Origin of the sequence: Yinghuangia seranimata, from assembly GCF_029953285.1 — a bacterium.
Classification (GTDB): Bacteria; Actinomycetota; Actinomycetes; order Streptomycetales; family Streptomycetaceae; genus Yinghuangia; species Yinghuangia seranimata.
This window is the reverse complement of the sequence record NZ_JASAOI010000038.1, coordinates 55781-80757: the sequence shown is the minus strand read 5'-3', so window position 1 is coordinate 80757 and position 24977 is coordinate 55781. Positions and strand designations below refer to the sequence as shown.

Here is a 24977-nt window from a genome sequence, read left to right as displayed (position 1 = left end):
ACCGTTAGGGGATGACGCTCCCTGACCGTCCTGGCACCGCCGCACTGCCCGCCGAACTGGCCGACGCCGCTGAGCGCTTCACCCGGCATCTTCGTGCCGAAAGGGGGTTGTCCGCGCATTCCGTGCGGGCGTACGCGGGGGACGTCGCGGCGCTGCTGGAGCATGCCCGCCGCATGGGCGTGACCTCGCCGCGCGGCATCGACCTTGGCGTCCTTCGCAGTTGGCTCGCCCGGCTGACCAGCACCGGCAGCGCGCGGACGACGGTGGCGCGGCGGGCCGCCGCCGCACGGGCGTTCACCCGCTGGCTGGTCGCGAACGGCGTCGTCGAGGCCGACGCGGGTGCGCTGCTGGCCACCCCGAAGGCACACCGCACGCTGCCCGCGGTGCTGCGCCAGGACCAGGCGCGGGCCCTGGTCGAAGGACCGTCCGGCGACACGCCCGACCGTCCGGCCACCCCCACGGGTGACGCACCGGCCGGGACCGCCGCCGAAGAACCCACGCCCGCCCCCGATTCCGACACGCCCGTCGGGCTGCGCGATCGCGCGCTGCTCGAAGTCCTGTACGCCACGGGCGTGCGGGTCGGCGAACTGGTCGGCCTCGACATCGACGACCTCGACCTGGAACGACGCGTGATACGCGTCCTCGGCAAAGGCGGAAAGGAGCGCACGGTCCCGCTCGGCCTGCCCGCGGTGCGGGCCGTCGAGGCCTGGCTGGACAAGGGCCGTCCGGCTCTGCGCGGGGAGCGCAGCGGTGCCGCGCTGTGGCTCGGCGTGCGCGGGCGCAGGCTCGACCAACGGGCGGTGCGCGCACTCGTCCACGCGCGCCTCGCCGAGGTCCCGGGCGCGCCCGATCTCGGCCCGCACGGGTTGCGGCACACCGCCGCGACCCACCTGATCGAAGGAGGCGCGGACCTTCGTAGCGTTCAGGAACTGCTCGGTCACGCTACGCTCGCGACCACGCAGATCTATACGCACGTTTCGGTGGAACGACTCAAGGCCACGTATGCCCAAGCACATCCCAGGGCGTGACGGCACCACCACGACCGTGTCCGAGCCCGCAGCGGCCGGAGCGCGCGGTGGTGACCCGAACCGCGCGCTGGACGCCCTCTGGCGCGAGTTCAAGCTGTCCGGGGACCCTCGGCTGCGGGAGCGCCTCATCCTGCACTACTCACCGCTGGTGAAGTACGTCGCGGGCCGCGTCGGCGTCGGCCTGCCCGCGAACGTCGACCAGGCCGACTTCGTGTCGTACGGGATCTTCGGGCTCATCGACGCGATCGAGAAGTTCGACCTCGACCGGGCCATCAAGTTCGAGACGTACGCGATCAGCCGCATCCGCGGCGCGATCATCGACGAACTGCGGGCGCTGGACTGGATCCCGCGCTCGGTGCGGCAGAAGGCGCGCAACGTCGAACAGGCGTACGCGACGCTCGAGGGCCGGCTCACCCGCACCCCCACCGACACCGAGGTCGCCGCCGAGATGGGCATCGCGCTGGACGATCTGCACGCGATCTTCAGCCAGTTGTCCCTCGTCAACGTCATGGCCCTCGACGAACTGCTGCACGCCGGATCGGAGACGGGCGACCGGCTCAGCCTCGTCGACACGCTGGAGGACACCACCGCCGACGACCCCGTCGAGGTCGCCGAGGCCCGCGAGATGCGGCACTTGCTCGCGCGCGCCGTCAACGCGCTCCCCGAGCGCGAGAAAACGGTCGTCACGCTGTACTACTTCGAGGGCCTCACGCTCTCCGAGATCGGGCACGTGCTCGGCGTCACCGAGAGCCGCACCTGCCAGATCCACACCAAGGCCGTGCTGCAACTCCGCGGAAAACTCGCCGACATACGGTGAGTCCGCGGCCGGGGAGAGTGCCTACCCAGAGTCACATCGCCGGGTAGATCATCACACAGCGTTGTGATTCGGTCACTTTGAGGGCATAGGGTGTTCGACGATGCAGCGCACCGACCACCGCCTCCCCGGCCCCCGGCACGCCGCGGCGCGGGCACGGCGCGCCACCCGCTGGCACCGGCGCGGCAGGTCGGGCACCCCCGCCGACCCGGTCGCCGCCCGCCGCTCGCCCCGTGGCGGCGACCCGGCGCAGCGCCCGAACACCGCCCCGCCGAAGCCCCGGTCGCGCGGCCGCGTGCTGCTGCGCCGCGCCCGCCGGATCGCGTTCTGGACGCTGTGCGCCGCACTCGGCGTCGTCCTCACCACGGCCGGCCGCGTGTGGTGGGTCGCCCGGCACGACGCGCGACCCACCGTGGACGCGATCCTCGTCCTCGGCGCGAGCCAGTACGACGGCCGCCCGTCGCCCGTACTGCTCGCCCGCCTCGAACACGCCCTCGACCTCTACCTCGACGGCGTCGCGCCGCGCATCATCACCGTCGGCGGCAACCAGCCCGGCGACCGGTTCACCGAGGCCGGCACCGGCAAACGCTGGCTGGTCGGCCGCGAGGTCGCCGACGCCAACGTGCTCTCCGTCCCGGAAGGCCGCGACACGCTGCAGAGCGTCCGCGCCGTCGCCGCCGTCATGCGTCGCAACCACTGGCACAGCACCGTCATCGTCACCGACCCGTGGCACGCCCTGCGTTCCCGCTCCATCGCCCGCGCCGCCGGCCTGAACGCCTCGACCTCCCCGGTCCGCGAGGGCCCCGCGGTGGCCTCCCGCAGCACCCAGGCCAAGTACGTCGCCCGCGAGACCGCCGCGTACCTGCACTGGTGGATCTTCCGCCGCAGCTCCGGCTTCGGCTACGGCGTCGTCTGACCGCGCCCGCCTACGGCGTGGTCTGCCCCGGGATGTCCGCCCCGCTCCCTACTGTGGAGGCATGGCCGACCGGATAAGGATGCCCGCCCACGCCCAGGCGGCGTACGACGATGCCGACCGTGAGCGCTGGGTGCCCGAGACCGGGAAACGGGTCGGGCGCACCGCCTTCGAACGCGACCGCGCGCGCGTCCTGCACTCCGCCGCGCTGCGCCGGCTCGCCGGGAAGACCCAGGTCGTCGAGCCCGGCGAGAGCCCGCCCGACGGCCGCCAGGTGCCGCGCACCCGGCTCACCCACTCGCTCGAGTGCGGCCAGATCGGCCGCGAGCTCGGCCAGGCGCTCGGCTGCGACCCCGACCTGGTCGAGGCCGCCTGCCTCGCGCACGACCTCGGCCACCCGCCGTTCGGCCACAACGGCGAACTCGCCCTCGACCGGGCCGCGCAGCCGTGCGGCGGCTTCGAGGGCAACGCGCAGAGCCTGCGCCTGCTGTCCCGCCTCGAGCCCAAGACGTTCGCCGAGACCGGCCCCCTGGCCGGCCGCAGCGTCGGCCTCAACCTCACCCGCGCAGGCCTCGACGCGGTGCTGAAGTACCCGTGGCCGCGCCACGAAGGCGTGCGCACCTACGGCGTGTACGAGGAGGACCTGGAGGTTTTCGCGTGGGTGCGCCGCGACGCCCCCGAAGGCCGCCGCAGCCTCGAAGCCCAGGTCATGGACTGGTCCGACGACGTCGCCTACAGCGTCCACGACTTCGAGGACGCCGTGTACTCGGGCCGTATCGACCTCGACCGGCTCGGCGCCCCCGGCGAACGGGCCGCCGTCCTGGCCCTCGCCGCCGACCGCTACGCCCTCGCCCCCGAGGGCGAACTCGGCGAGGCCCTCGACCGCCTCCTCGCCACCGAGTTCTGGCCCAAGGGCTTCGACGCGTCACGCCGCGCCCAGGCCCGCCTCAAGAACACCACCAGCGGGCTCATCGGCCGCCTGTGCCTGGCCGCCGAACGGGAGACCGCCGCCTTCTTCGGCCCGACCCCGGGCGTCCGCTACGCCGCCGACCTCCTGGTGCCCCGCGCCGCACGCCTCGAATGCGCCGTCCTCAAGGCCCTCACCGCGCACTACGTCATGGGCCGCGCCGACCTCGAGGACCTCCGGACCCGGCAGCGCGCGATCGTCACCGACCTCGTGGCCATGCTGGCCGCCGGCGCCCCCGACGCCCTCGACCCCGCGCTGCGCCCCGACTACCTCGCCGCCGACACCGACGCCGCCCGCCTCCGCGTCGTCGTGGACCAGGTCGCGTCGCTCACCGACGACGCCGCCGTGATCCTGCACCGCGCCCTCGACCGGTGACCGGCCCGGGACACCGTGCTGAAAAGATGATCACGGCACACCGTCCAGTACCTCCGCCGGAGACCGCCTTGCGCATCGAACGTGTCGACCTGTCCGAGATCTTCCAGCTGCGTTGGGACGTCCTGCGCCCGGGCTGGCCGCGCGAGGCCGCCGAGTACCCGACGGACGCCGTCCCGGGCTGCTTCCACATGGCGATGTACGACGACACCGACACGGTCGTCAGCTGCGTGACGTTCTTCCCGGAGGACTACGACGGCCGCCCCGCGTACCGCTTCCGCGGCATGGGCACCGTCGAAGCCCTCCGTGGCAAGGGCCTCGGCGCGGACCTCCTGACGGCGGCCCTCGCCGAGTGCGCCAAGGAGGGCGGCACCCTGGCCTGGTGCAACGGCCGCACCTCGGCCCGCAACTTCTACGAGCGCCTCGGCTTCACGGCCCGCGGCGACGAGTTCCTGACCGCCGACACGAAGATCCCGCACTACGTGTTCACGGTGGACGTCCAGACTCAGGCCTGACCCCACCTCCCACCCCACTCGTCGAGGTACGGCAGCTCCGAGTACAGCGCGGACACCGCGTCGCTGCCCCGCTCGGCCTCCGGCAGTGCGTACAGCCCGAGCCGCCACACCAACTGCGGATGAGCCCCGACGCCCGCCATCCGCTCCCGCGCCGCCCCCGCGAGCCACCGGTCGAGCTCCTCCCGGCCGTCCGCCCAGCAGGCGTCGAGGTCGATCGTCGACTCGTGAGTCCAGCACAGGGCGACGCTCGCGAGGTGCAGGTCCGCCGCCCAGGTCCGCTCCCGGTCCCAGGCGTCGAGCCACCGGCCGAACGAGCCGGTGGCGACCGCGCAGGCGTCCAGCACATCCGCCACCTCGACGTCCCGGAACGGCCTGCGCAAAGTGTCTGCCCACCACGCGTCGAGGAGTCGGAGCACCGCCGCGGCCTCGTCCTCGGGCCACTGCTGCCAAACGGCGTGGGCGACGCCGCGGAACATCCGGGCCGGGTAGAAGAGCTTGTCGTGCGGGAGCATCCGCGCGACGTCGGGCAGGACGCGCCGGATGACGTCTGGCAACCGGTCGTCCCAGTACCACCACGAGGCCGCCGCCGACTCGGCGAGGTTGCTCGGCAGCGCGGCGTCGGGCGTGCTCAGCAGCTCCAGATCGGCCTCGTCGAACCGGAACGGGAACCCGCCGGGGCGCCGGACGTCCACAGGCGCACCGGCGAAGACGCGCTCGACCTCGGCAACGGCCGCCGTCAGCTCGGGCGAGGGGGAGTAGGCCATATCGGCTCCACGATGACTCCGCCTGACCGTCGCCGGGCGAAGATCGCGACGCTACCACCGGCCCCGGGCCCGTCCTCCTTCGGCGTCGGTCCGGCCACGTAAACTCGACCGCATGGCGGGCCGGATTCGGGACGACGATGTGAAGCGGGTCCGCGAGGCGGCCCGCATCGAGGACGTGGTCGGGGAGCACCTCCAGCTCCGCAACGCCGGCGGGGGCAACCTCAAGGGCCTGTGCCCGTTCCACGACGAGAAGTCCCCGTCGTTCAACGTCTCCCCGGCGAAGGGTTTCTACCACTGCTTCGGCTGCCAGGAGGGCGGCGACGTTCTCGACTTCGTGCAGAAGGTCGAGCACCTCACGTTCTCCGAGACGGTCGAGCGGCTCGCCGCGCAGTACAACATCGAGCTGCGGTATGAGGAGGGCGGCTACACGCCCGGCCGCCAGCAGGGCCAGCGGACCCGGCTCGTCGAGGCGCACAAGGTCGCGGCCGCGTTCTACACCGAGCAGCTCGGGTCGGCCGAGGCGATGGTCGCGCGCCAGTTCCTGGCGGACCGCGGGTTCACGCAGGCCGACGCGGAGCACTTCGGGATCGGGTACGCCCCGGCCGGGTGGGAGCACCTGGTGCGGTTCCTGCGCGGTCGGGGCTTCACCGCCGAGGAGCTGCTGACCAGCGGCCTGGCGAGTGAGGGCCGACGGGGTCCGATGGACCGGTTCCGGGGGCGGTTGATGTGGCCGATCCGCGACATCGGCGGCGAGGTGATCGGGTTCGGCGCGCGGCGGTTGCGCGAGGACGACAACGGGCCCAAGTACCTGAACACGCCCGAGACCCCGATCTACCGCAAGTCCCAGGTGCTGTACGGCCTGGACCTCGCGAAGAAGGACATCGCCCGCAGCGGCCGGGCCGTGGTCGTCGAGGGCTATACCGACGTGATGGCGTGCCATCTGGCGGGCGTGACCGGCGCGATCGCGACGTGCGGCACGGCGTTCGGCGAGGACCACATCAAGATCCTGCGCCGCCTGCTGATGGACAGCGGCGAGTTCCGCGGCGAGGTCATCTACACGTTCGACGGTGACGCCGCGGGCCAGAAGGCCGCGTTGCGGGCGTTCGAGGAGGACCAGCGGTTCGTCACGCGGACGTTCGTCGCGGTCGAGCCCAACGGCATGGACCCGTGCGACCTGCGGCAGGCGCGCGGCGACCAGGCGGTGCGGGATCTGGTGGACTCCCGGGTGCCGTTGTTCGAGTTCGCGATCCGCAGTCGGATCGAGGGCCATGACCTGACGACCGCGGAGGGCCGGGTCGCGGCGCTGGACGCGGCGGCGCCGATCGTGGCGGACATCAAGGACCAGGCGCTGCGCCACACGTACGCGGTGCGGCTCGACTCGTGGCTGGGCTTCCTGGACGAGCGGTTCGTCGTCGGCCGGGTGGGACAGCTCGCGCGCTGGAAGCGTGAGCGGGGGGCCCGCGGCGGGGCGGCCGGTGCCTCCGGCCCGGAGCAGCAGCGCCCGCACGGCGCGCCGGGCGGGAATCCGGCGGCGCCGACACGGGACGCGTTCCGGCCGGATCCGCGCGACCCGCGCCAGATGGTGCAGCGCGAGGTGCTGAAGCTGGCGTTGCAGTTCCCGGCGCTGGTGGCGCGGGTGTTCGACAGCTTCGGGCCGGACGAGTTCACGGTGCCGCCGTACGCCGCGGTCCGCACCGCGATCACCGACGCGGGCGGGGTGAACGGCCCCGCGGTGCACGGCGACTGGATCCGCGCGGTGCGGGAGAGCGCCGCCGACGACGGGGTGCGCGGCCTGGTCACGGAGCTGGCCGTCGAGTCGGTACGCACACCGGGCAACCCGGACGAGCTGTACGGCGGCGAGTGCCTGGTCCGCCTGCGCACGTTCTCCGCCGACCGCCGCATCGCGGACGTGAAGTCGCGGTTGCAGCGCCTCGATCCGGCGCACGCCGCCGAGGAGTACGCGGCGACCTTCCAGGAGCTGTTCGACCTGGAGAAGTACCGGCGTTCCCTGATCGACGGCGGCGCCGGAGCGTTGTGACGCGCTGACGCGCTGACGCGCTGACGCGCTGACGCGCTGACGCGCTGACGCGCTGACGCAGGCGCGGACGCGGAGGCGTTCAGCGCCGTCCGAGCGGCGCCCGCGACAGCAGCGCCGCCGGCAGGAAGGCCGCCGCCAGCAAAGCGACGCCCCACACGTAGCTGTGCTGGAAGGCGCCGGCCGCGTCCGCAGGGTCGCGCTCGGCCAGCGCGGAGCTGAGCACCAGGGACATGAACGCCGTTCCCGCCGCCGCGCCGACCTGCTGCACGATGTTGAGCAGGGTGCTCGCGACCGGCACTTCGGACAGTTCCAGCACGGACATGGCCGACGACATGGTCGGCATCATCGTCATGCCCATGCCGGCCCCGCTCACGAAGAGGGCCGCGCAGAGCCCCGGGTAGGACGGGTGCGCGCCGATCTGCGCCGCGAAGCCCGTCAGTCCGGCAGCGGACAGTCCCAGCCCGGTGAGAACGATGTTCCGCGGCCCGAACCGGCCGAGCAGCCGCGCCCCGACGGGCATCGTCACCATCGCGCCGAGCCCCGACGGCAGCAGCAGCGCACCGGTCGCGGCCGCCGACTCGCCGCGCACGGTCTGGAAGTACAGCGGCGCGAGCAGCATCACCCCGAAGAACGCGCTGATGAACAACGCCAGTGCCGCGGCGGCCGCGCCGACCGCGCGGCGGCGCAGCAGCCGTAGGTCGATGAGCGGCGCGTCGTGGTTCAACGCGTGTGCGACGAACGCCGCGACGAGCAGCAGTCCCGTGGCGGCGGGCACGGCCGCGCCGGGCGCCGTGAAGTCGCCGCGGTGCGCGCCGGTGGTCAGCCCGTAGACGAGCGCGGCCAGGCCGGGGGACAGGAGCACCAGCCCGACGCGGTCCAGTGGTTGGTACGGCCCCGGTTCGTCCCGCCCGAGGACGCGCGCGGCGACCACCAGGGCCGCTATGCCGAGCGGCAGGTTGAGGTAGAAGATCCAGCGCCAGGACGCCGCGTCGACGAGCCAGCCGCCGAGCAGCGGCCCGGACATCGGCGCGAGCTGCATCGGGATGCCGACGATCGCCATGACGCGCGGCGTGCGCTCGCCCGCGCGGCGGCCGAGGATCGTCATGCCGGTCGGCATGATCATGCCGCCGCCGAGCCCCTGGACGACGCGGAACACGATGAGCGACTCGACCGACCAGGCCAGGCCGGCGAGCACCGACCCGGCCAGGAACAGGCCGACGGACGCCGCGTACACGCGGCGCGTGCCGAACCGCGCGATCGCCCACGCGGTCACCGGGATGACCGCGGCGAGGGCGAGCGTGTAGCCCGTGGCCACCCACTGCACGGTGGTGAGCGGTGTCCCGAAGTCCTGGGACAGCCGGTCGAGGGAGACGGTGACGGCGGTGGTGTCGAGGCCCGCCATCGCCGAGCCGAGGACCACGACCAGCGCGGTGAGCAGGAGTTCGCGGCTCAGCGGCGCGTTGTCGGGAGAACCCGGGGAACCCGGGGAGCCGGCGGGCCCTGGTGGGCTTGCTGCCGCGGTGACCTCCCGGGCGGCGGCCTGCGCGCCGACGTCACCCGGCAGGACGCCGTCCGCTGCGTCGGCCGGTGCGTCGGTCCGTGCGGCGCCGCGGGCGGTGTCCACCGCCATGTCGGACGGAGCGCCGACCACACCATCACCCGGTCCACCCGGTCCACCCGCTTCACCCGGTCCGCCCGGCCTGGCGGCGCGGGCCGTCGTCGGAAAGCGCATCAGAAGTCCCCCTGAGTCCGAGTCCGAGTCCGAATCCGTGTCGGAGTCCGTGTCCGGGCCGCGTCACGAGCCGTACGGCTGCGCGGCCTTGGCGGTGCGCAGCGCGCGGGCCCACCACTGCAGTTGGTCGAGCATCGTCGTCGCGGCGGCGGAGCAGCCCGCGGGGTCGCGCGGGTCCGGGCCGTCGAAGGCGCCGGCCGCGCCGTGGAAGCTCACGGTGTCCCGCACGGTGACGGCGTGCAGTTCGGCGAAGACCTGCCGCAGCTGCTCGACGGCGCGCAGCCCGGCGGCCATGCCGCCGTACGCGACGAACCCGACCGGCTTGGCCTGCCATTCGGTGAAGTGCAGGTCGATGAGGTGCTTCAGGGCGGCAGGGAAGCTGTGGTTGTACTCGGGCGTGACGACGACGAACGCGTCCGCGGCGGCCAGCCGCGGGGACACCTCGGCGAGCAGCGCGGCGTCGTCGGCCGACGGCCCGTCGAAGCCCGGCATCGCGGCGGGAAGCGGGGTGTCGACGAGGTCGACCACGTCGACGTCGAAGCCGCCGTGCCGTGCGGCGTGTCCGGCGAACCAGGCGGCGACGGTGGGGCCGAACCGGCCGCCGCGGGTGCTGCCGACGACGACGGCGAGCTTGACGGGGGCTTCGGCGGCGTCGGACGCGTCGAAAGCAGCGGCGTCGGCGGCGACGGACGCGGCTGTGGCAGGGGTGGTGGTGGCAGGCATGGCGGTCTCCCGGTTCTGTGTACACCGTTATCGTTCGCGTACACCGTACACACAGCTGTGTACGCTGTACAGCCACTGATACGGTGTACGCATCACCGAGCGGAGGAGCGGTCATGGCAGACGACCAGGAGTCCATGTGGGAGCGGCTCGCCCGCCCGGCCAAGGCCCCGCGCACGACACTCACCCACGCCGCGATCGCCGCGGCCGCCCTGGAGATGGCCGACAGCGAGGGCCTGGACGCCGTCTCGATGCGCAAGCTCGCCGGCTACCTCGGCGTCACGACGATGGCGCTCTACCGGTACGTCACCAGCAAGGACGAGCTGTTCGAGCTGATGATCGACGCCGCGTTCGCGGAACGCTCAGCGCCCGCCACCGCGCCCGCGGACTGGCGCGACGCCATGCGCGCCCACGCCCGCCAGGCGCGCGAGATCGCGCTGCGCCACCCCTGGCTCGGCGAACTCGCCGCGCGCCAGGTGGTCGTCATCACCCCGAACGTCGTCGCCGCGATCGAACGCGACCTGGCCACGCTCGAGGGCCTCGGACTCGACGTCGACACCGCGATGGCCGTGCACCACGCCGTCACGTCGTACGTGCGCGGCGCGGTCGCCGCCGAGGTCGCGCAGCGCGAGCTGATGAAGCGCCAGAACTGGTCCGGCGGCGACGACTTGCGCGACGCGTACGGCCCGGCGATGAACTGGATGATGGGCACCGGGAACTACCCGGCCTACCAGCGCTACGTGTCCAAGGCCCGGCGCAAGGACGACCACGAGTGGCGGTTCGAGTTCGGTCTGGACTGCGTGCTCGACGGCGTCGCGGCCCGCGTCGGCGGCTGACCGGCGCCCGAACCCGGCCCCCGCGGGCCGTCTCCCGTCCCATCTCCCGTCCCACACGGACAATTTCGTCATCTCGGCACGGTTCGTACTCTCGGCTTACCGGTGCTCTGTGCCCCAGACTGGTGAGCGTGCAGCAGCACACCACCCGGCGTGCGGAGGCGCCCGGCCGGCCGCCTCCGCCGGATGCGGGGACGGACGCACCCGACCCGGCCACGGCTCCCGAGACGATGTCGGACGTCCCCGACCCGCCGCCCCCTCCGCGGACCGTCGCGGCGCCCGACCCTACGGATACGGCACCCGATCCGGCCGACGGCGCGGACACCGACGACACCTCGGACGCCGACACCCCCGACGCCCCCGACGCCCCCGACACCCCGGATCCCCCCGACCCGCTCGACGACTCCCACAGCCCGTCGGCCGACCTCCTGCGCCAGTACCTGCGTGAGATCGGCAGGATCCCGCTGCTCACCGCCGTCGACGAGGTCGAGCTCGCCCGCTGCGTCGAGGCCGGGCTGTTCGCCGAGGAGAAGCTCGCGCGCGCCCCCGACTCCCTCGACCCCGGGATGCGCGCCGACCTCGAACGCCTCGTCGCGGACGGCCGCGCCGCCAAGCGCCGCCTCATCGAGTCCAACCTGCGCCTGGTGGTGTCGGTCGCCAAGCGGTACATCGGCCGCGGCCTGAGCCTGCTCGACCTCGTCCAGGAGGGCAACCTCGGACTCATCCGCGCCGTCGAGAAGTTCGACTACACCCGCGGCTACAAGTTCTCGACGTACGCGACGTGGTGGATCCGCCAGGCGATGAGCCGCGCGCTCGCCGACCAGGCCCGCACCATCCGCGTCCCGGTGCACGTCGTCGAGCTCATCAACCGCGTCGTCCGCGTGCAGCGCCGACTGCTCCAGGAGCGCGGCGAGGAGCCGACCCCCGAGGACCTGGCCGCCGTCCTCGACCTCGATCCCGCCCGCGTCGTCGACATCCTGCGGCTCGCGCAGGACCCGGTCTCGCTGCACACCCCGGTCGGCGAGGACGAGGTGCTGCTCGGCGACATCGTCGAGGACGCCGACGCCATGTCCCCGGCCGAGTCCGCCGCCTACCTGATGCTCCGCGAGCACCTCGAAGCGGTGCTCTCCACGCTCGGCGACCGCGAGAAGTCCGTCGTCCGACTCCGTTACGGCCTGGCCGACGGCCAGCCGCACACCCTGGAGGAGATCGGCCGTCGCTTCGGCGTCACGCGCGAGCGCATACGGCAGATCGAGTCCCGCACACTGTCCAAACTGCGCGACCGTTCCTACGCCGACCAGCTCCGCGGCTACCTCGACACGTGACCACCAGGCGTCGCGGCGGCCCGAGCTCCGCCGTCGCGACGCTTCGCGCGGCACGGGCCGCCATGCGCCCGGCGCGTGCTCCTACACTGCGGCCATGGTCAGCATGCGCGGTCGTCTCGTCGCCGGGGTCCACTGCTCGCACCGGGCCGCCCGGATCGTCGTGTGCGACGGTGACACCGGCGACGTGTTGCGGCAGACGGTGGTGCGTTTCGCGGACGGCGCGCACGGCGATCCGGTGTCGTGGCTGCGGGCGTTCGGAGAGGCGGCCGGCGGCGGGACGCTCGACGGCGTCGAGGCGATCGGCGTCACGGCGCAGGGGCACGGGCTGATAGCCCTCGACGCGAACGGCGTCGTGGTCGCGCCGCCGCTGGCGCACGACGACATCAGCGCGTCGGGCGCGGCCGCCGAACTCGTCGACGAACTCGGCGGCCCGCACGAGTGGCTGGCGGCGACCGGCTCGGTGCCCACCGCGGCGACGGCGGTCTCGCACCTGCGCAGGCTCACCCGGTTCGAGCCCGACGAGGCCGAGCGGGTCGTCGCCGCGGCCCTGCCGCACGACTGGCTGACCTGGCAACTTCTGGGCTGCCCCGCCGAGTTGACCACCGACCGCTCGGACGCGTCGACGACCGGCTACTGGTCGCCCACGACGGGCGCGTGGCGCGAGGACCTCGCCGAGCAGGCGTTTGGTCGTGCGGTACGGCTGCCGCGCCTCGTCGCGCCGGGCGAGGCCGCCGGGCGCAGCCCCGAGAACCTCCTCATCGCGGCCGGAGCCGGGGCGGAGGCCGCCCTCGCGTTCGGGCTCGGGGTGGGCCACGGCGACGTGGTGGTGGCGGTGGGCGCGTCCGGCGCGGCGTTCGCCGTGCACGACGGCATGACTTCCGACCCGGCCGTGGCGTGCCTGGCCGACGCGACGGGGCGCGCGATGCCGGTGGTCCGCACCCTCAACGCGGTGCGGGTGCTGCGCGGGACCGCGGCGATGCTGGGCGTCGACACCGCCGGGTTCGACGAACTGGCGATGCGCTCGACGCCGGGCGCGTGCGGGCTGGTGATGCTGCCGTACCTCGACGGCGAGCGGGTGCCGCATCTGCCGCACGCCGCGGGCACGCTGACGGGGCTGCACCGGGAGAGCATGACGCCCGAGGCGTTCGCGCGCGCGTCCGTGGAGGGCATGGCGTGCGGGCTCGCCGACGCGCTGGACGTGCTGCGCGGCAGCGGCGTCGCGGTCGAGCGGGTCTTCCTCGTCGGCGTCGGCGCACGCTCGGCGGCCGTGCGCGCGGTCGCGCCGATGCTGTTCGGGGTGCCGGTCGCGGTGCCCGACCCGGCGGAGGCGGCCCGCGCCGCCGCGCTCGGGGTGGCCCGGCAGGCGGCGTGGGCGCTGTCCGGCAAGCCGGACGTGCCGGCCTGGCCGCGCCCGACCGCGCCGTTCGTCGAGGCCGCCGACGAGGACGCGGCGGTCGGCACAGCGGTCCGCGAGCAGTACGCCGAGGTCCGCGACCGCCTGCACCCGGAGGCCGCGCCCCGGCCGGACAGCGGCGGCACCACGGGGCGGCACCGCCGCGGCTGACCCGCGCGGCCGCGCCGCCGCCTCGCGGGCGGGGGGTCACAGCCCCTCGTCGTACCGCCCGTTCGCCGCGCTGGCGCCGTTGTGGCCGTTGTGGCTGTGCTGGCCGCCGAACTTCTCCGGCAGGTGCCGGCCGACCCGCTCGGGCAGGTGCTCGCCGATCTTCTGGACGGCCTTGCCGCCCGCGTCGCGGCCGAAGCCCGCGGCGGCGTGCCCGGCGCTCTGCACCGGCGCGCTCTCGACGAAGCTGCGGCCGGCCTTGCGGAGCTGCTCGTACCGGTCCCGGCCCGCCTTGGCGCCGAGCACGTAGCCGACCGCGAGGCCGGCGACGAAGGTGATGCGGGTGCCCATGGGGAGTCCCTCCGTGAGGTGCGGTCCCGTGTCGTAGGCCACGACTACCCGCCCGGGTGGCGGGACAACCGCCGCCGGGCGCGGCGCGGGGCTGCGGGGATCCGGGGTCGTCGGTGAGTCTGCCAGGGCCGCGGCCGGGGACCGGGACGCCCCGCCGACCGCCCCGGCGATCATGCCCGGCAAACCCGGTACGAGGCACCCCTCGGAGTGCGCTAATGTATTCCACGCAGCGAGCGCCGAGGCGAAGCCGGAGCGGTCAGCGCAATCCCCTGTAGCTCAATTGGCAGAGCAGCCGGCTGTTAACCGGCAGGTTACTGGTTCGAGTCCAGTCGGGGGAGCTCCCCTGAAGCACCGGAAGTACGACAAGCCCTGTGGCCCCAAGGCCGCGGGGCTTCCTGTCTTTCCGGCCCGTGTGGAGCCCGGCGACGGCATGTTCACACCTGCGGGGGACAGGCGAACACCCGTGAAAGCAGCCGGAAAGCCCGCTACGGGAATCCCGCCGAGCACCACGGGGGGATCAACGGCTATGCTGCCGGGGCCGATACCGGTGACGGTCGGCACGGGGCGGTAGCTCAGCCGGTTAGAGCAAGGGACTCATAATCCCTCGGTCGTGGGTTCGAGTCCCACCCGCCCTACTCGCACAGCCGAGTCGCGTGCCCGCGGGCACGCGTTTCCCCAGCACCGCTCGCCCGGCCGAAGCCAGCGGCGGTGCTTTGCGCGACTGTGATCACGGATTGTGTTTGCCCGGCTACTGTCGCGCTTCGCCCGCGAGCTTAGCAACCCTGTCCGCTTCGATCGGCCGCGTTTCACTCGTTCGGGCCTATGGCGTTGGGGTGGCGTTCGATCCGGGATGATCGTCTCCGGACCGGTGCCGGTTGTTCACCGGTTATTCCTGCCAACGGAAGCCGGCCCGGGTCGTCAGATCGGCTATCACGTTCTGGCCCTGTCCGCTCGGGTGGAACCAGTCCCAGCGGCTCAGGTCGTTCTTGCCGAACTTGTGCGCGTTGAGGACCCCGCCGTCGTACTTGCACTGGCCGGTCCACTCGCCGCACACCCGGCGCAGCACGTCGTTGTACGCCGTCACCCGGTCCCGGACCCGCTGCCGCCGCGCGATCACGTCCGGCTTGCCGGACTCGGGGTCCGCCAGCATCGACCGGCACACGCCCGCGGACCACACCAGGCGGGCCATCTGCTCGCCGTGCGCGACCTCCCACAGCCGCCCCACGTCCGGGACGCTCACGACCATCACGTGCACGCCCGGCAGGCCGTCCCGCAGGATCTGCAGCCCGGCCCGCAGCTGCCGCTCGTAGTCGAAGACGGACGTCATCGTCGTCTCGTCGTCGCGGCACGCGTCGTTCGCGCCGAGCAGGACCGTGACGTACTCGACGCGCTGCCCGACCGCGGCGCGGGCCTGGTCGGCGAGGTCGGTCATCCGCGCCCCGGTGCGCGCGTCGTTGAACACGGCCGACGAGGGCAGCCCGAGGCGCTTGGCCTGGCTGTCGACGTCGCCGCCGGTCGCCCAGGACTTCTCCGGGCAGTCCTTGAGCGGCATCGTGCAGGCGTCGAAGCCGCGGGTGATGGAGTCGCCCAGCGCCGCCATCGAGTGCGGCTTCGGGAACGGCCCCGTGGGCTTCGCCGACGGTTGGCCCGCCGGCGCCGGCGCCGACGTTCCCGCCGGGGCGCGGGACGTCGGACGCGCGCCCGGCACCGCGCCGTTCGCGGCCGCGCCCGCGGACGGCTGCCCCACGGGCCCCGCCGCCTGGTTCTGCTCCTGGGCGGCCGCCTGGGACACCGCCCGGGGCCCCGTCCCCGAGTCCGACGTGCACCCCGCGACCGCCACCAGCGCCGCGGCTAACGCCGCCGCCCCGCCCATCCCGCGCCGCGAACGCCCGGCGCCGTCCCGCCCCTTGCCCACGATCTCCCCTTTCGTCTCCGCCCCGGGCGGATTGACCGCCACAATGCCTGCCTATACCTCCTGCGCCGTCGCGCCGCGCCCCCTACTCTCGAAGTGGCTTCGTCCAGGGGGGTGTTGCGGTACGGAGCCGCTTATGACGGTATGTCATCCCTTCGAGTGAATGCGGGGGCGCGTAGGGGTGCGGCCGCCGGACACGGGGCAGGGTGAGTGCAGTGGCTCACACTTCCGAGACTGTGAGTGACGTTTAGAAGGCCCAGATCCGGTGCATCCCTTACTGCGCATACGGAGAGTGATTGTTTCGCGTGGTGCTTCCGTGAAGCGTGAGGCACAATGAATGGCGCAAACCGCTCGTAGGAGCACACCCGGCCATACGGACGATCGGTCCGGCGGCCAGTCGGAGGAGCAGGGCGACAGCAGAAGACGACGCACGACGGCACCCGCCGTCGCTTGGGTGACCAAGGCAGGAACCGAGGCCGCTGGGGAAGGCGAACCTCGTCCTTAGCCTGGAGGTCCCAGTGACGACACGTGGAGTCTTGTACGTGCACTCCGCGCCGCGCGCGCTGTGCCCCCACGTCGAGTGGGCCGCACAGGGCGTTCTTGGCGCGCGCCTGAGCCTGGACTGGGTCCGCCAACCGGCCGCTCCGGGGATGCTGCGTGCCGAAATGTCCTGGCACGGCCAGCCGGGCACCGCCGCGAAGCTGGCGTCCGCGCTGCGCGGATGGCACCTGCTGCGCTTCGAGGTCACCGAGGAGCCGTCCCCGGGCGCCGAGGGCGAGCGCTACAGCAACACCCCCGACCTCGGCATCTTCCACGCGGTCACGGGGGCGCACGGCGACATCCTCATCCCCGAGGACCGGCTGCGCGCCGTGCTCGGCCGCGCCGCGCGCGGCGAGGTCGACCTGCAGCACGAGATCGAGAAGCTGCTCGGCAAGCCGTGGGACGACGAGCTGGAGCCCTTCCGGTACGCCGGCGAGGGCGCGCCCGTCCGGTGGCTGCACCAGGTGGTGTGACCGCCCTCGCGGGCGAAGACGCCGAGATAGCTGAAACGAGAAGGGCCGCCCCCGAAGGGGCGGCCCTTTCCCGTGTCTCCGTGTGCCTTCGCGCCTCTCAAAGGCGCGTGCGCACTGTCCGCTGCCGCGGGCTGCGTCAGCCCACGCTGCGGAAGGCGACGACCACGTTGTGGCCGCCGAAGCCGAACGAGTCGTTCAGCGCGACGATCTGGCCCTCGGGCAGCGGACGCGCGTCGTTGCGGACGATGTCCACGCAGACCTCGTCGTCCGGGTCGTCCACGTTGATCGTGGGCGGCGCCATGCGGTGGTAGACCGCGAGCACCGTCGCGACCGACTCCACCGCGCCCGTGCCGCCCAGCAGGTGGCCGGTCATCGACTTGGTGGAGGTGACGCACACCTTGTCCGCGGCGGGCTCGCCGAGCACGGCGCGGATGGCCTTCAGCTCGGTGATGTCGCCCGCGGGGGTCGAGGTGCCGTGCGCGTTGACGTGGACGATCTGCTCGGGGGTGGCGCCCGCGTCCTCGATGGCCAGCGCCATCGCGCGCGCGATGTCCCGGCCGGTCGGCTCGGGCTGCGCGATGTGGTGGCCGTCCGAGGTCATGCCGGCCCCGGCGACCTCGGCGTACACGCGCGCACCGCGGGCCGCGGCGTGCTCGGCGCTCTCCAGGACCAGGCAGCCGGCGCCCTCGCCCATGACGAAGCCGTCGCGGGCCTTGTCGTAGGGGCGCGAGGCGCGCTGCGGCTCGTCGTTGCGCTTGGACATCGCCATCATGTTGGCGAACGCCGCCATGGGCAGCGGGTGGATCGCGGCCTCGGTGCCGCCGCAGAGCACGACGTCGGCGCGGCCCGAGCGGATCATCTCGAGCCCGTACGCGACGCCCTCCGCGCCGGAGGCGCAGGCGCTGACGGGAGTGTGCACGCCGGCGCGGGCGCCCAGCTCGATGCCCACGTTCGCGGACGGGCTGTTCGGCATGAGCATCGGCACGGTGAGCGGGCCGACGCGGCGCGGGCCCTTCTCCTTGAAGATGTCCCACGCGTCGAGGAGCGTGGTGACGCCGCCGATGCCGGACGCGATCGCGACGCCCAGCCGGAGCGGGTCGACGGTGACGCCGGTGCCGTCCTCGGCGGGCAGGTTCTTGTCGGCGAAGCCGGCGTCGCGCCAGGCCTCGCGGGCCGCGATCATCGCGAACTGGCCGGAGCGGTCGAGCTTGCGGGCCTCGACCTTCGGCATCACCTCGAGCGGTTCGACGGCGACCCGGCCGGCGAACTGGACGGGGATCTCCTGAGCCCAGTCCTCGGTCAGCGTGCGGATGCCGGACTTGCCGGCGAGCAGCGCGGACCAGGTCGAGGCGACGTCGCCGCCGACCGGCGTGGTCGCGCCCAGACCGGTGACGACCACGGTGCGCGGGGTCTCGGTGCGCTTGGTCGGGCTCACTGGAAGATCACTCCCACGAAGATTGGAACGAATGGTGGTTCTCGTTGTCGGCGGCTGGGCCGCGGTGGCGGCGGTCGCCGGACCCCGGGGGGAAAGCGGGGCCGAAAGGCGGTCGGGCCCCGGGGTGCCGGGGCCCGACCGGGCGTGTCAGCCCTGTGCCTTGAGGATGTAGTCGACAGCGTCGCCGACGGTGCGGAGACCCTTGACGTCGTCGTCCGGGATCTTGACGTCGAACTGCTCTTCGGCAGCGACGACGACCTCGACCATGGAGAGCGAGTCGATGTCCAGGTCCTCGGTGAAGGACTTGTCCAGCTGGACGTCCTCGACGTCGGTGCCCGCGATCTCGTTGACGATGTTCGCGAGACCCTCGAGGATCTCCTCCTGGCTTGCCATGGTGCTCCTTCTGAATGCTCGTACTGCGGGTGTGGTGAAACGGGACGTGAAGAACGACTAGGGAAGCGTAATGACCTGGCCGGCGTACACGAGACCGGCCCCGAAGCCCATGACCAGGGCGGTCCCGCCGCTGCGTGCCTCGCCGCTCTCGAGCATGCGCTCCATGGCGAGCGGAATGGACGCCGCGGAGGTGTTGCCGGTCTCGGCGATGTCGCGCGCGACGGGCACCTCGGCGGGCAGCTTGAGGGCCTTGATCATCGCGTCGGTGATGCGCATGTTGGCCTGGTGCGGGATGAAGGCGTCCAGCTCGGCCGCCTGCACGCCCGCGGCGTCCAGGGCCTGCTGGCACACCTTGGCCATCTCCCAGACCGCCCAGCGGAAGACCGTCTGGCCCTCCATGCGCAGCGTCGGGAAGACGGCCTCGCGGTCCTCGCGGAGCGACTCCCACGACTCGGTCTGCGTGATGGTGCCGGAGTTGGCGCCGTCCGAGCCCCACACGACCGGGCCGATGCCGGGGACGTCGGACGGGCCGACGACCACGGCGCCCGCGCCGTCGCCGAAGATGAACGCCGTCGAACGGTCGTCCAGGTTGGTGAGGTCGGAGAGCCGCTCGACGCCGATGACGAGCACGTACTCGGCGCTGCCGCCGCGCACCATGTCGTTGGCGAGGGTCAGGCCGTAGCAGAACCCGGCGCACGCGGCCGACACGTCGAACGCCGCCGCGCGGCCGCCGCCGGCGCCGAGCCGGTAGGCGATCTCGGTGGCGATCGCGGGGGTCTGCTTGAGGTGCGTGACCGTGGAGACGATGACGCAGCCGACCTGGTCGGCCGAGACGCCCGCGTGCGCGAGGGCCTTGCCGGCCGCCGCGATCGACATCTCGGCGACGGTCTCCTCGTCGTTCGCCCAACGGCGCGTCTTGATGCCGGAGCGGGACTGGATCCACTCGTCGGACGAGTCGATGCGGTCGATCAGCTCGGAGTTCGGAACGACCCGAACCGGACGGTAGCCGCCGACACCCCAGATACGGGCGTGCGGTGCACCGACGGCGGGACGGATGGTGGCGGTCACGCGAGGTCCTCCCGGGCGATGGTGGTGGGGTTGGTCACGCGGATCACACCGATTCCTGGCCGTGCTTCTCGACCAGGGCGCGCGCGGCGTCCAGGTCGTCCGGTGTCTTGAGGGCGAGCGTCTCGACGCCGGGCAGCGCGCGCTTGGCGAGCCCGGTCAGCGTGCCGGCCGGCGGGACCTCGATGATCGCGGTGACGCCCAGCTCGCGCATGGTCTCCATGCACAGGTCCCAGCGGACCGGGTTGGAGACCTGGCTGACCAGGCGCTTCACGATCTCGCGGCCGTCGCGCAGCACGGCGCCGTCGGTGTTCGAGATGTAGGGCGTGCGCGGGTCGCGCACGGTCACGCCGCGGACCAGCTCGCCGAGCCGGTCGACGGCGGGTGCCATGTGGTGCGTGTGGAACGCGCCGGCCACCGCGAGCGGCCTTACGCGTGCCTTCTCCGGCGGGTCGGCGGCGAACGCCTCCAGCTGCGGCAGCGTGCCCGCGGCGACGATCTGGCCGGCGCCGTTCATGTTCGCCGGGGTGAGGCCGTGCTCGGTGATCTTGGCGACGACCGCGTCGGCGTCGCCGCCGAGCACCGCGGACATGCCGGTCTCGGTCACGGCGGCCGCGGCCGCCATGGCCTTGCCGCGCTCGCGCACCAGCACCATCGCCGACTCGGCGGTGATGACCCCGGTGCCCGCGGCGGCGGTCAGCTCACCGACGCTGTGGCCCGCCGCGCCGCCCACGACGCGGTACGCGTCGGACGGGTGCGGGAACAGCTCGAGCGCCGCCACCAGGCCCGCGGCGACCAGCAGCGGCTGGGCGATCGCGGTGTCGCGGATCGTCTCCGCGTCGGCCTCGGTGCCGTAGTGGACGAGGTCGAGGCCGGTGACGGCCGACCACCAGGTCAAGCGGTCGGCGACACCCGGCAGCTCAAGCCAGGGCGTGAGGAAACCGGGGGTCTGGGCACCCTGTCCGGGCGCGACGATAACGAGCACGGATCAACCCTCTCGCTAGAAGGGGTTGTAGACCCCGTATCGGCGTGGACGAAGATCAGATGTTGACTTTGTGGGATTCCTACAAGCGGACGATTATCGCGCTACAACGCCCCGTCCGCCGTGGCCAGCCGGCCCAGGATCAGCGACACCTGGAGCGTGAACGCGGACCGCGCCTCGGTGGGCACCAGACCGGTCACGTCCATGACACGTCGCAGCCGGTAGCGGACCGTGTTCGGGTGCACGAAGAGCATCCGCGCGGCTCCCTCGAGCGACGACGCCTGCTCCAGGTACACCGAGAGCGTCTCCAGCAGCGCGGAACCCGCCGCGTGCAGCGGTATGTAGATCTCCTCCACCAACTGCCTGCGCGCCTCGTCGTCGCCCGCGAGTGCCCGTTCCGGCAGAAGATCGTCCGCCAGTACGGGTCGTGGGGCGTCCGGCCATGCCGCGCACGCCCGGTGGCCCGCCGTCGCCGACTGTGCGGATCCCACAGCGGCCAGCAGATCCGGCACGCTCGGGCCCACCACGACGGGGCCCGGGCCGAACTGGCCGATGAGCGAACGCGTCGCCTTGAGCGGGTCCTCCGCGCCGCCGAGGATCACGACCAGGCGGTCGCCCTGCACGCCGGTCAGCACGTTCAGGCGGGCGTGCCGGCTCGCGCGGTGGATGCTGTCGACGACCGCCTGCGTGTCCGCGTCCGGCGCGTTGCCGACCACGACCATGACGGACTCCGGCGAGCCCCAGCCCAGCGCGGCGGCGCGCGACAGGATGCCCTCGTCGGCCTCGCCGCGCAGCAGCGAGTGCACGACCAGCGCCTCCAGACGGGCGTCCCACGCGCCGCGGGCCTCCGCCGCGTGCGCGTACACCTGCGCGGTCGCGAACGCGATCTCCCGCGAGTACAGCAGCAACGCCTCGCGCAGCACCTGCGCGTACCCGGGCACGGCCAGCTCGTCGATGCGGGCCTCGACCACCTCGATGGTGACGCGCACCAGCTCCACGGTCTGCGGCAGCGTGATCGCCCGGGTCAGCTCGCGCGGCGCGGTGCCGAAGACGTCGGCGCTGACCGCGTACGGGGCCTCGGGGTGCCGGAACCACTCCGTGAACGCGGCGATGCCGGCCTGTGCGACCAGGCCGATCCACGACCGGTTGTCGGCGGGCATGTTGCGGTACCACGGAAGCGTCTCGTCCATCCGGGTCGCGGCCGCGCCGGCGAGGGTTCCGGCGGACTTCTCGAGCCTGCGGACGGTGGCGGCCCGCTTGGCGGCGTCGGAACCGGAAGATCGGGGGGTCACGGGGACCATGATGACCCCTCCCGCGCCGACCGTCGCACCCGGTCGTCGCGCGCCCCCGCGACAACCGCCGTATGGACCGCCCTGGCCAACCGCGCACCCCACACCGACCGAGGCCCCCCGAACAGCTCGACGGCCTCGCCCGGCCGAGGCTCACGAGCCAGCACACAGACGGCATCGGACGGCGTCCCGGTACACGCGTACCCGGCCTCGAACAACGCCTGGACCTTGGCCTCCGTAGCGGTCGCGACCGCATTGACAAGCGCCGCGTCGCCCAACGGCGCGGGCACCGCGACGAGGATGTTGATGGTCCCCGGAGCCGGATACGCAGAGACCGCGCCCGACGGAACAGCCTGAGTCGGCGTGTCGCCGTGCTCGGTCCCGACGGGAGCCGCCGCCCACGTCGGGACGCCGATGCCGGTCGTCACCCACGCCGACACGCCGCCGTCGTGCCCCTCCGTGTACGCCTCGACCAGCGCGGCCGTCATCATGCCGACGCCCGGCCGCTCCGCCAGCCCCAGCGGCGCGGCGATCTCATGGAGGTGCGCCACAGGGTCCATGCGCGAATACCCCGGCCTGACCTGCGCGTTGAGCACCCACTCGGGCGCCGCGAGGCCCCCGCCGAGGATCGCGCTCGACAACGCCCGCCACCCACCCCCGAGCCGCCACACGAGCGCCGGCCAGCCTTCGTGCGCGATGACGGCAGGCCCGAGCACGGCGGACGGATCGGGAGAGCCTGACAACGCCTCGCCCGCGATTCCCGCACCAAGCACGCCCGTGTCGGCGTTGCCCGGTGCGGGGAGCCGCGCGTGCCGCCCTCTGGCACGCGTCGGCGCGGCGCTCGCCTCCGCCGCGGGTGCGACCGCCCCGCCGTCGTGAGTGATCGCGCCTGGCGCCGGTCCCGTTCCGTCGAGGGGGCCTGAGCGCCGGTGATCGGCCGGGCCCGGATCGGCGTACTCGACGGCCGCCGCCGCGCTCGCGGCAGCGCCGGGCGCGTTGCCTGCGCTGTCAGGCGTCTGCGTCATGGCGGGCCGACCCTCCCGTCGGTACCTCCGCCTGTTCCGCTCGGACCTGCGCCGGGCGGATCAGGTGGACGCGGGGACGGCCGTCGGGGCCGGTGGTCACCTCTACGTGGGCGTTGTAGTGCGCGGCGATGCCGGCCGGGGTCAGGACCTCGGCCGCGGTGCCGGAGGCGGCGGCTTCGCCGTTGACGAGGAGAAGCATCCGTTCGGCGTACTGGGCCGCGACGCCGAGGTCGTGCAGCGTCGTCACAACCGTCAGGCCGTCGTCACGGCGCAGCCTGTCCACCAGTTCGAGCACCTGCTGCTGGTGGCCGAGGTCGAGGGCCGTCGTCGGCTCGTCGAGCAGCAGGACCGGGGCCTGCTGGGCCAGCGCCCGGGCGAGCACGACCCGCTGGCGTTCGCCGCCGGACAGGGTCCCGACGTCGCGCGTCGCGAGCGCGGTCAGGTCGAGGCGTTCGATGACCTGGTCGGCGACCGCCCGGTCGCGGCGCCCCGGCAGGGCGAGGTAGCCGAGGTAGGGCGTGCGCCCGAGCAGCACGTACTCGCGGACCGGCATCTGCGGCGGGACCACGGGGTTCTGCGGTGTGTAGGCGAGGGTGCGGGCGAGTTCGCGGGCGGGCAGGTCCCGGAGCCGTACCCCGTCCACGGTGACCTCGCCGGTGTACGGCAGCAGCCCGGCCACCGCCTTGAGCAGCGTCGACTTGCCGGCCCCGTTGGGCCCGATGACGGCGAGCCAGCCGCCCGCCCGGACCTCGGCGTCGACCCCGTGCAGCACCTCGCAGCGCTGCCGCGCGACCCGCAGACCCGTCACCTTGAGGTCGGTCACAGGCCGACCTGTCGCGTGGCCCGCAGCACGATCACGAAGAACGGCGCCCCCACGAACGCGGTGACGACGCCGATCGGCAGTTCGCCGGGCGCCGTCGCGGTGCGCGCGATGATGTCGGCGACCACCAGGAACGCGCCGCCGAGCAGCACCGACATCGGCAGGATGCGCCGGTAACTGCCGCCGACGAGCCGCCGTACCGCATGCGGGACGACGATGCCGATGAAGCCGATCAGACCGCTGACGGCGACCGCGGTGGCGGTGGCGAGCGACGCCGCGAGCAGCACGACGAACCGCACCCGGGCCGCGTTGACCCCGAGCACGGCGGCCTCCTCGTCGCCGACCGTCATGACGTCGAGCAGCCGCCCGTGCAGCAGCAGGACCAGCGTGGACACGGCCGCGTACGGCGCGACGAGCGCCAGTTCGTCCCACCCGATGCTGCTCAGGCTGCCGAGGATCCACGCGTAGATGCGCCGCAGCTCGTCGACGTTGGCCTGCTGGACGAACGTCTGCACCGCGGCGAGGAACGCCGACACCGCGACGCCCGCGAGGACCAGCGTGGCGGTGCCGTCCGCGCGGCCCGCGGTGGCGCCGAGCGCGTACGCCAGCATCACACCCGCGATCGCGCCGACGAACGCCGCGAGCGGCACGATCCCGACGCCGCCCACCGAGTCGGCGCTCGAGTACGCGATGACGAGCGTCGCCCCGAGGCCGGCCCCTGACGCGGCGCCGAGCAGGTAGGGGTCCGCCATCGGGTTGCGGAACACACCCTGGTAGCCCGCGCCGGCGACGGCCAGCAGCGAGCCGACCAGGACCGCGCCGAGGACCCGCGGCATGCGGATCTCCATCAGCACGGAGTACTGCACCGGCGTGAGGCCGTGGTCGACGTGCACGAACGGCAGCTCGTCGAGCAGCGCCAGCAGCACGCCGCGCACCGGCAGGTCCGCGGCGCCGACGAGCAGGCCGGCCAGCACGGAGCCGAGCAGCAGCACGGTGCCGACCGCGTACGGCAGGAACCGCGCGGAGCGCCGGGCGTCCCGGTCGGCTCCGCGCGGTCCGTCCGGCCCCGGCGCGGGGGCGCGCCGGGGCAGCAGTCGCGTAGGCATGCGG

At 73.3% G+C, this 24977-nt stretch carries 23 protein-coding genes and 2 tRNA genes; 12 read left to right on the top strand and 13 right to left on the bottom strand.

The genetic code is table 11. The annotated features are described in order from the left end of the window. Positions 1–11 precede the first annotated feature (11 nt). From QI554_RS24265 to QI554_RS24245, 5 genes are all read left to right on the top strand, one after another. Positions 12–1028, top strand: a complete 1017-nt coding sequence (locus QI554_RS24265; protein WP_281472330.1) for a tyrosine recombinase XerC — start codon at positions 12–14, stop codon at positions 1026–1028. Beyond that, entirely contained in the window at positions 1003–1845 is an 843-nt protein-coding gene (whiG, locus tag QI554_RS24260; RefSeq protein ID WP_281472329.1) for an RNA polymerase sigma factor WhiG, read from the top strand. Before QI554_RS24265 ends, whiG begins: the two co-directional genes overlap by 26 nt. Positions 1846–1945: 100 nt before the next feature. After that, positions 1946–2758, top strand: a complete 813-nt coding sequence (locus QI554_RS24255; protein WP_281472328.1) for a YdcF family protein — start codon at positions 1946–1948, stop codon at positions 2756–2758. Positions 2759–2819: 61 nt separating this feature from the next. Beyond that, positions 2820–4097 carry a deoxyguanosinetriphosphate triphosphohydrolase gene (locus tag QI554_RS24250; protein WP_281472327.1) on the top strand — a complete coding sequence of 426 codons (1278 nt, stop codon included), beginning with the start codon at positions 2820–2822 and terminating at the stop codon, positions 4095–4097. Positions 4098–4165: 68 nt separating this feature from the next. After that, positions 4166–4609, top strand: coding sequence for a GNAT family N-acetyltransferase (locus tag QI554_RS24245; RefSeq protein ID WP_281472326.1), 444 nt, complete (start codon positions 4166–4168; stop codon positions 4607–4609). Here QI554_RS24245 and QI554_RS24240 read toward each other — a convergent pair. Continuing rightward, positions 4600–5373, bottom strand: coding sequence for a hypothetical protein (locus tag QI554_RS24240; RefSeq protein WP_281472325.1), 774 nt, complete (start codon positions 5371–5373; stop codon positions 4600–4602). The two genes, QI554_RS24245 and QI554_RS24240, sit on opposite strands and share 10 nt — an antisense overlap. Positions 5374–5485: 112 nt before the next feature. On the opposite strand from QI554_RS24240, the gene dnaG reads away from it, so the two are divergent. Continuing rightward, positions 5486–7411, top strand: a complete 1926-nt coding sequence (gene dnaG / locus QI554_RS24235; protein WP_281472324.1) for a DNA primase — start codon at positions 5486–5488, stop codon at positions 7409–7411. Positions 7412–7490: 79 nt separating this feature from the next. Here the strand turns inward: dnaG and QI554_RS24230 are convergent, their stop codons facing one another. Further along, entirely contained in the window at positions 7491–9062 is a 1572-nt protein-coding gene (locus QI554_RS24230; protein ID WP_281472323.1) for a DHA2 family efflux MFS transporter permease subunit, read from the bottom strand. Positions 9063–9206: 144 nt separating this feature from the next. Then, entirely contained in the window at positions 9207–9866 is a 660-nt protein-coding gene (locus QI554_RS24225) for an NADPH-dependent FMN reductase (RefSeq protein ID WP_281472322.1), read from the bottom strand. Positions 9867–9979: 113 nt separating this feature from the next. On the opposite strand from QI554_RS24225, the gene QI554_RS24220 reads away from it, so the two are divergent. The 3 genes from QI554_RS24220 to QI554_RS24210 all read left to right on the top strand — a co-directional run bounded on the left by QI554_RS24220 (position 9980) and on the right by QI554_RS24210 (position 13585). Then, a complete protein-coding gene (locus QI554_RS24220; RefSeq protein ID WP_281472321.1) occupies positions 9980–10699 on the top strand; it encodes a TetR/AcrR family transcriptional regulator in 720 nt (239 codons plus the stop codon). A gap of 128 nt (positions 10700–10827) precedes the next feature. Beyond that, positions 10828–12021, top strand: a complete 1194-nt coding sequence (locus QI554_RS24215; RefSeq protein WP_281472320.1) for an RNA polymerase sigma factor — start codon at positions 10828–10830, stop codon at positions 12019–12021. 94 nt (positions 12022–12115) lie between these two features. Further along, positions 12116–13585, top strand: coding sequence for an FGGY family carbohydrate kinase (locus QI554_RS24210; protein ID WP_281472319.1), 1470 nt, complete (start codon positions 12116–12118; stop codon positions 13583–13585). 36 nt (positions 13586–13621) lie between these two features. Here the strand turns inward: QI554_RS24210 and QI554_RS24205 are convergent, their stop codons facing one another. Further along, positions 13622–13933: a YtxH domain-containing protein gene (locus QI554_RS24205; RefSeq protein ID WP_281472318.1), complete on the bottom strand. Its 312-nt coding sequence runs from the start codon at positions 13931–13933 to the stop codon at positions 13622–13624. 265 nt (positions 13934–14198) lie between these two features. Between QI554_RS24205 and QI554_RS24200 the strand changes: the two genes are divergently transcribed. Then, positions 14199–14271, top strand: a tRNA-Asn gene (locus QI554_RS24200). Between the two features lie 223 nt (positions 14272–14494). Continuing rightward, positions 14495–14568, top strand: a tRNA-Ile gene (locus QI554_RS24195). Between the two features lie 251 nt (positions 14569–14819). Here QI554_RS24195 and QI554_RS24190 read toward each other — a convergent pair. Continuing rightward, complete coding sequence (locus QI554_RS24190) at positions 14820–15848, bottom strand: SGNH/GDSL hydrolase family protein (protein ID WP_281472317.1); 1029 nt, start codon at positions 15846–15848, stop codon at positions 14820–14822. Between the two features lie 515 nt (positions 15849–16363). Here QI554_RS24190 and QI554_RS24185 point away from each other — a divergent pair. Next, complete coding sequence (locus QI554_RS24185) at positions 16364–16858, top strand: DUF3145 domain-containing protein (RefSeq protein WP_281472316.1); 495 nt, start codon at positions 16364–16366, stop codon at positions 16856–16858. Positions 16859–16994: 136 nt separating this feature from the next. Here the strand turns inward: QI554_RS24185 and fabF are convergent, their stop codons facing one another. The 8 genes from fabF to QI554_RS24145 all read right to left on the bottom strand — a co-directional run bounded on the left by fabF (position 16995) and on the right by QI554_RS24145 (position 24973). Continuing rightward, positions 16995–18293 (bottom strand): beta-ketoacyl-ACP synthase II, encoded by a 1299-nt coding sequence (gene fabF / locus QI554_RS24180; protein ID WP_281472315.1) that lies wholly within the window; start codon positions 18291–18293, stop codon positions 16995–16997. Between the two features lie 147 nt (positions 18294–18440). After that, entirely contained in the window at positions 18441–18686 is a 246-nt protein-coding gene (locus QI554_RS24175; protein ID WP_281472314.1) for an acyl carrier protein, read from the bottom strand. Positions 18687–18743: 57 nt separating this feature from the next. Next, the gene (locus QI554_RS24170; RefSeq protein WP_281472313.1) at positions 18744–19754 is read right to left on the bottom strand and encodes a beta-ketoacyl-ACP synthase III; all 1011 of its coding nucleotides are present in this window, start codon (positions 19752–19754) and stop codon (positions 18744–18746) included. Between the two features lie 43 nt (positions 19755–19797). Beyond that, positions 19798–20736, bottom strand: a complete 939-nt coding sequence (locus QI554_RS24165; protein ID WP_281472312.1) for an ACP S-malonyltransferase — start codon at positions 20734–20736, stop codon at positions 19798–19800. A gap of 101 nt (positions 20737–20837) precedes the next feature. Then, positions 20838–22025, bottom strand: coding sequence for a PucR family transcriptional regulator (locus QI554_RS24160; RefSeq protein WP_281472311.1), 1188 nt, complete (start codon positions 22023–22025; stop codon positions 20838–20840). Continuing rightward, complete coding sequence (locus QI554_RS24155) at positions 22022–23047, bottom strand: adenosylcobinamide amidohydrolase (RefSeq protein WP_425528041.1); 1026 nt, start codon at positions 23045–23047, stop codon at positions 22022–22024. The genes QI554_RS24160 and QI554_RS24155 overlap by 4 nt, the downstream gene beginning before the upstream one ends. Beyond that, positions 23031–23870 carry an ABC transporter ATP-binding protein gene (locus QI554_RS24150; RefSeq protein ID WP_281472310.1) on the bottom strand — a complete coding sequence of 280 codons (840 nt, stop codon included), beginning with the start codon at positions 23868–23870 and terminating at the stop codon, positions 23031–23033. The genes QI554_RS24155 and QI554_RS24150 overlap by 17 nt, the downstream gene beginning before the upstream one ends. Next, a complete protein-coding gene (locus QI554_RS24145; protein WP_281472309.1) occupies positions 23867–24973 on the bottom strand; it encodes a FecCD family ABC transporter permease in 1107 nt (368 codons plus the stop codon). The genes QI554_RS24150 and QI554_RS24145 overlap by 4 nt, the downstream gene beginning before the upstream one ends. Positions 24974–24977 lie beyond the last annotated feature (4 nt).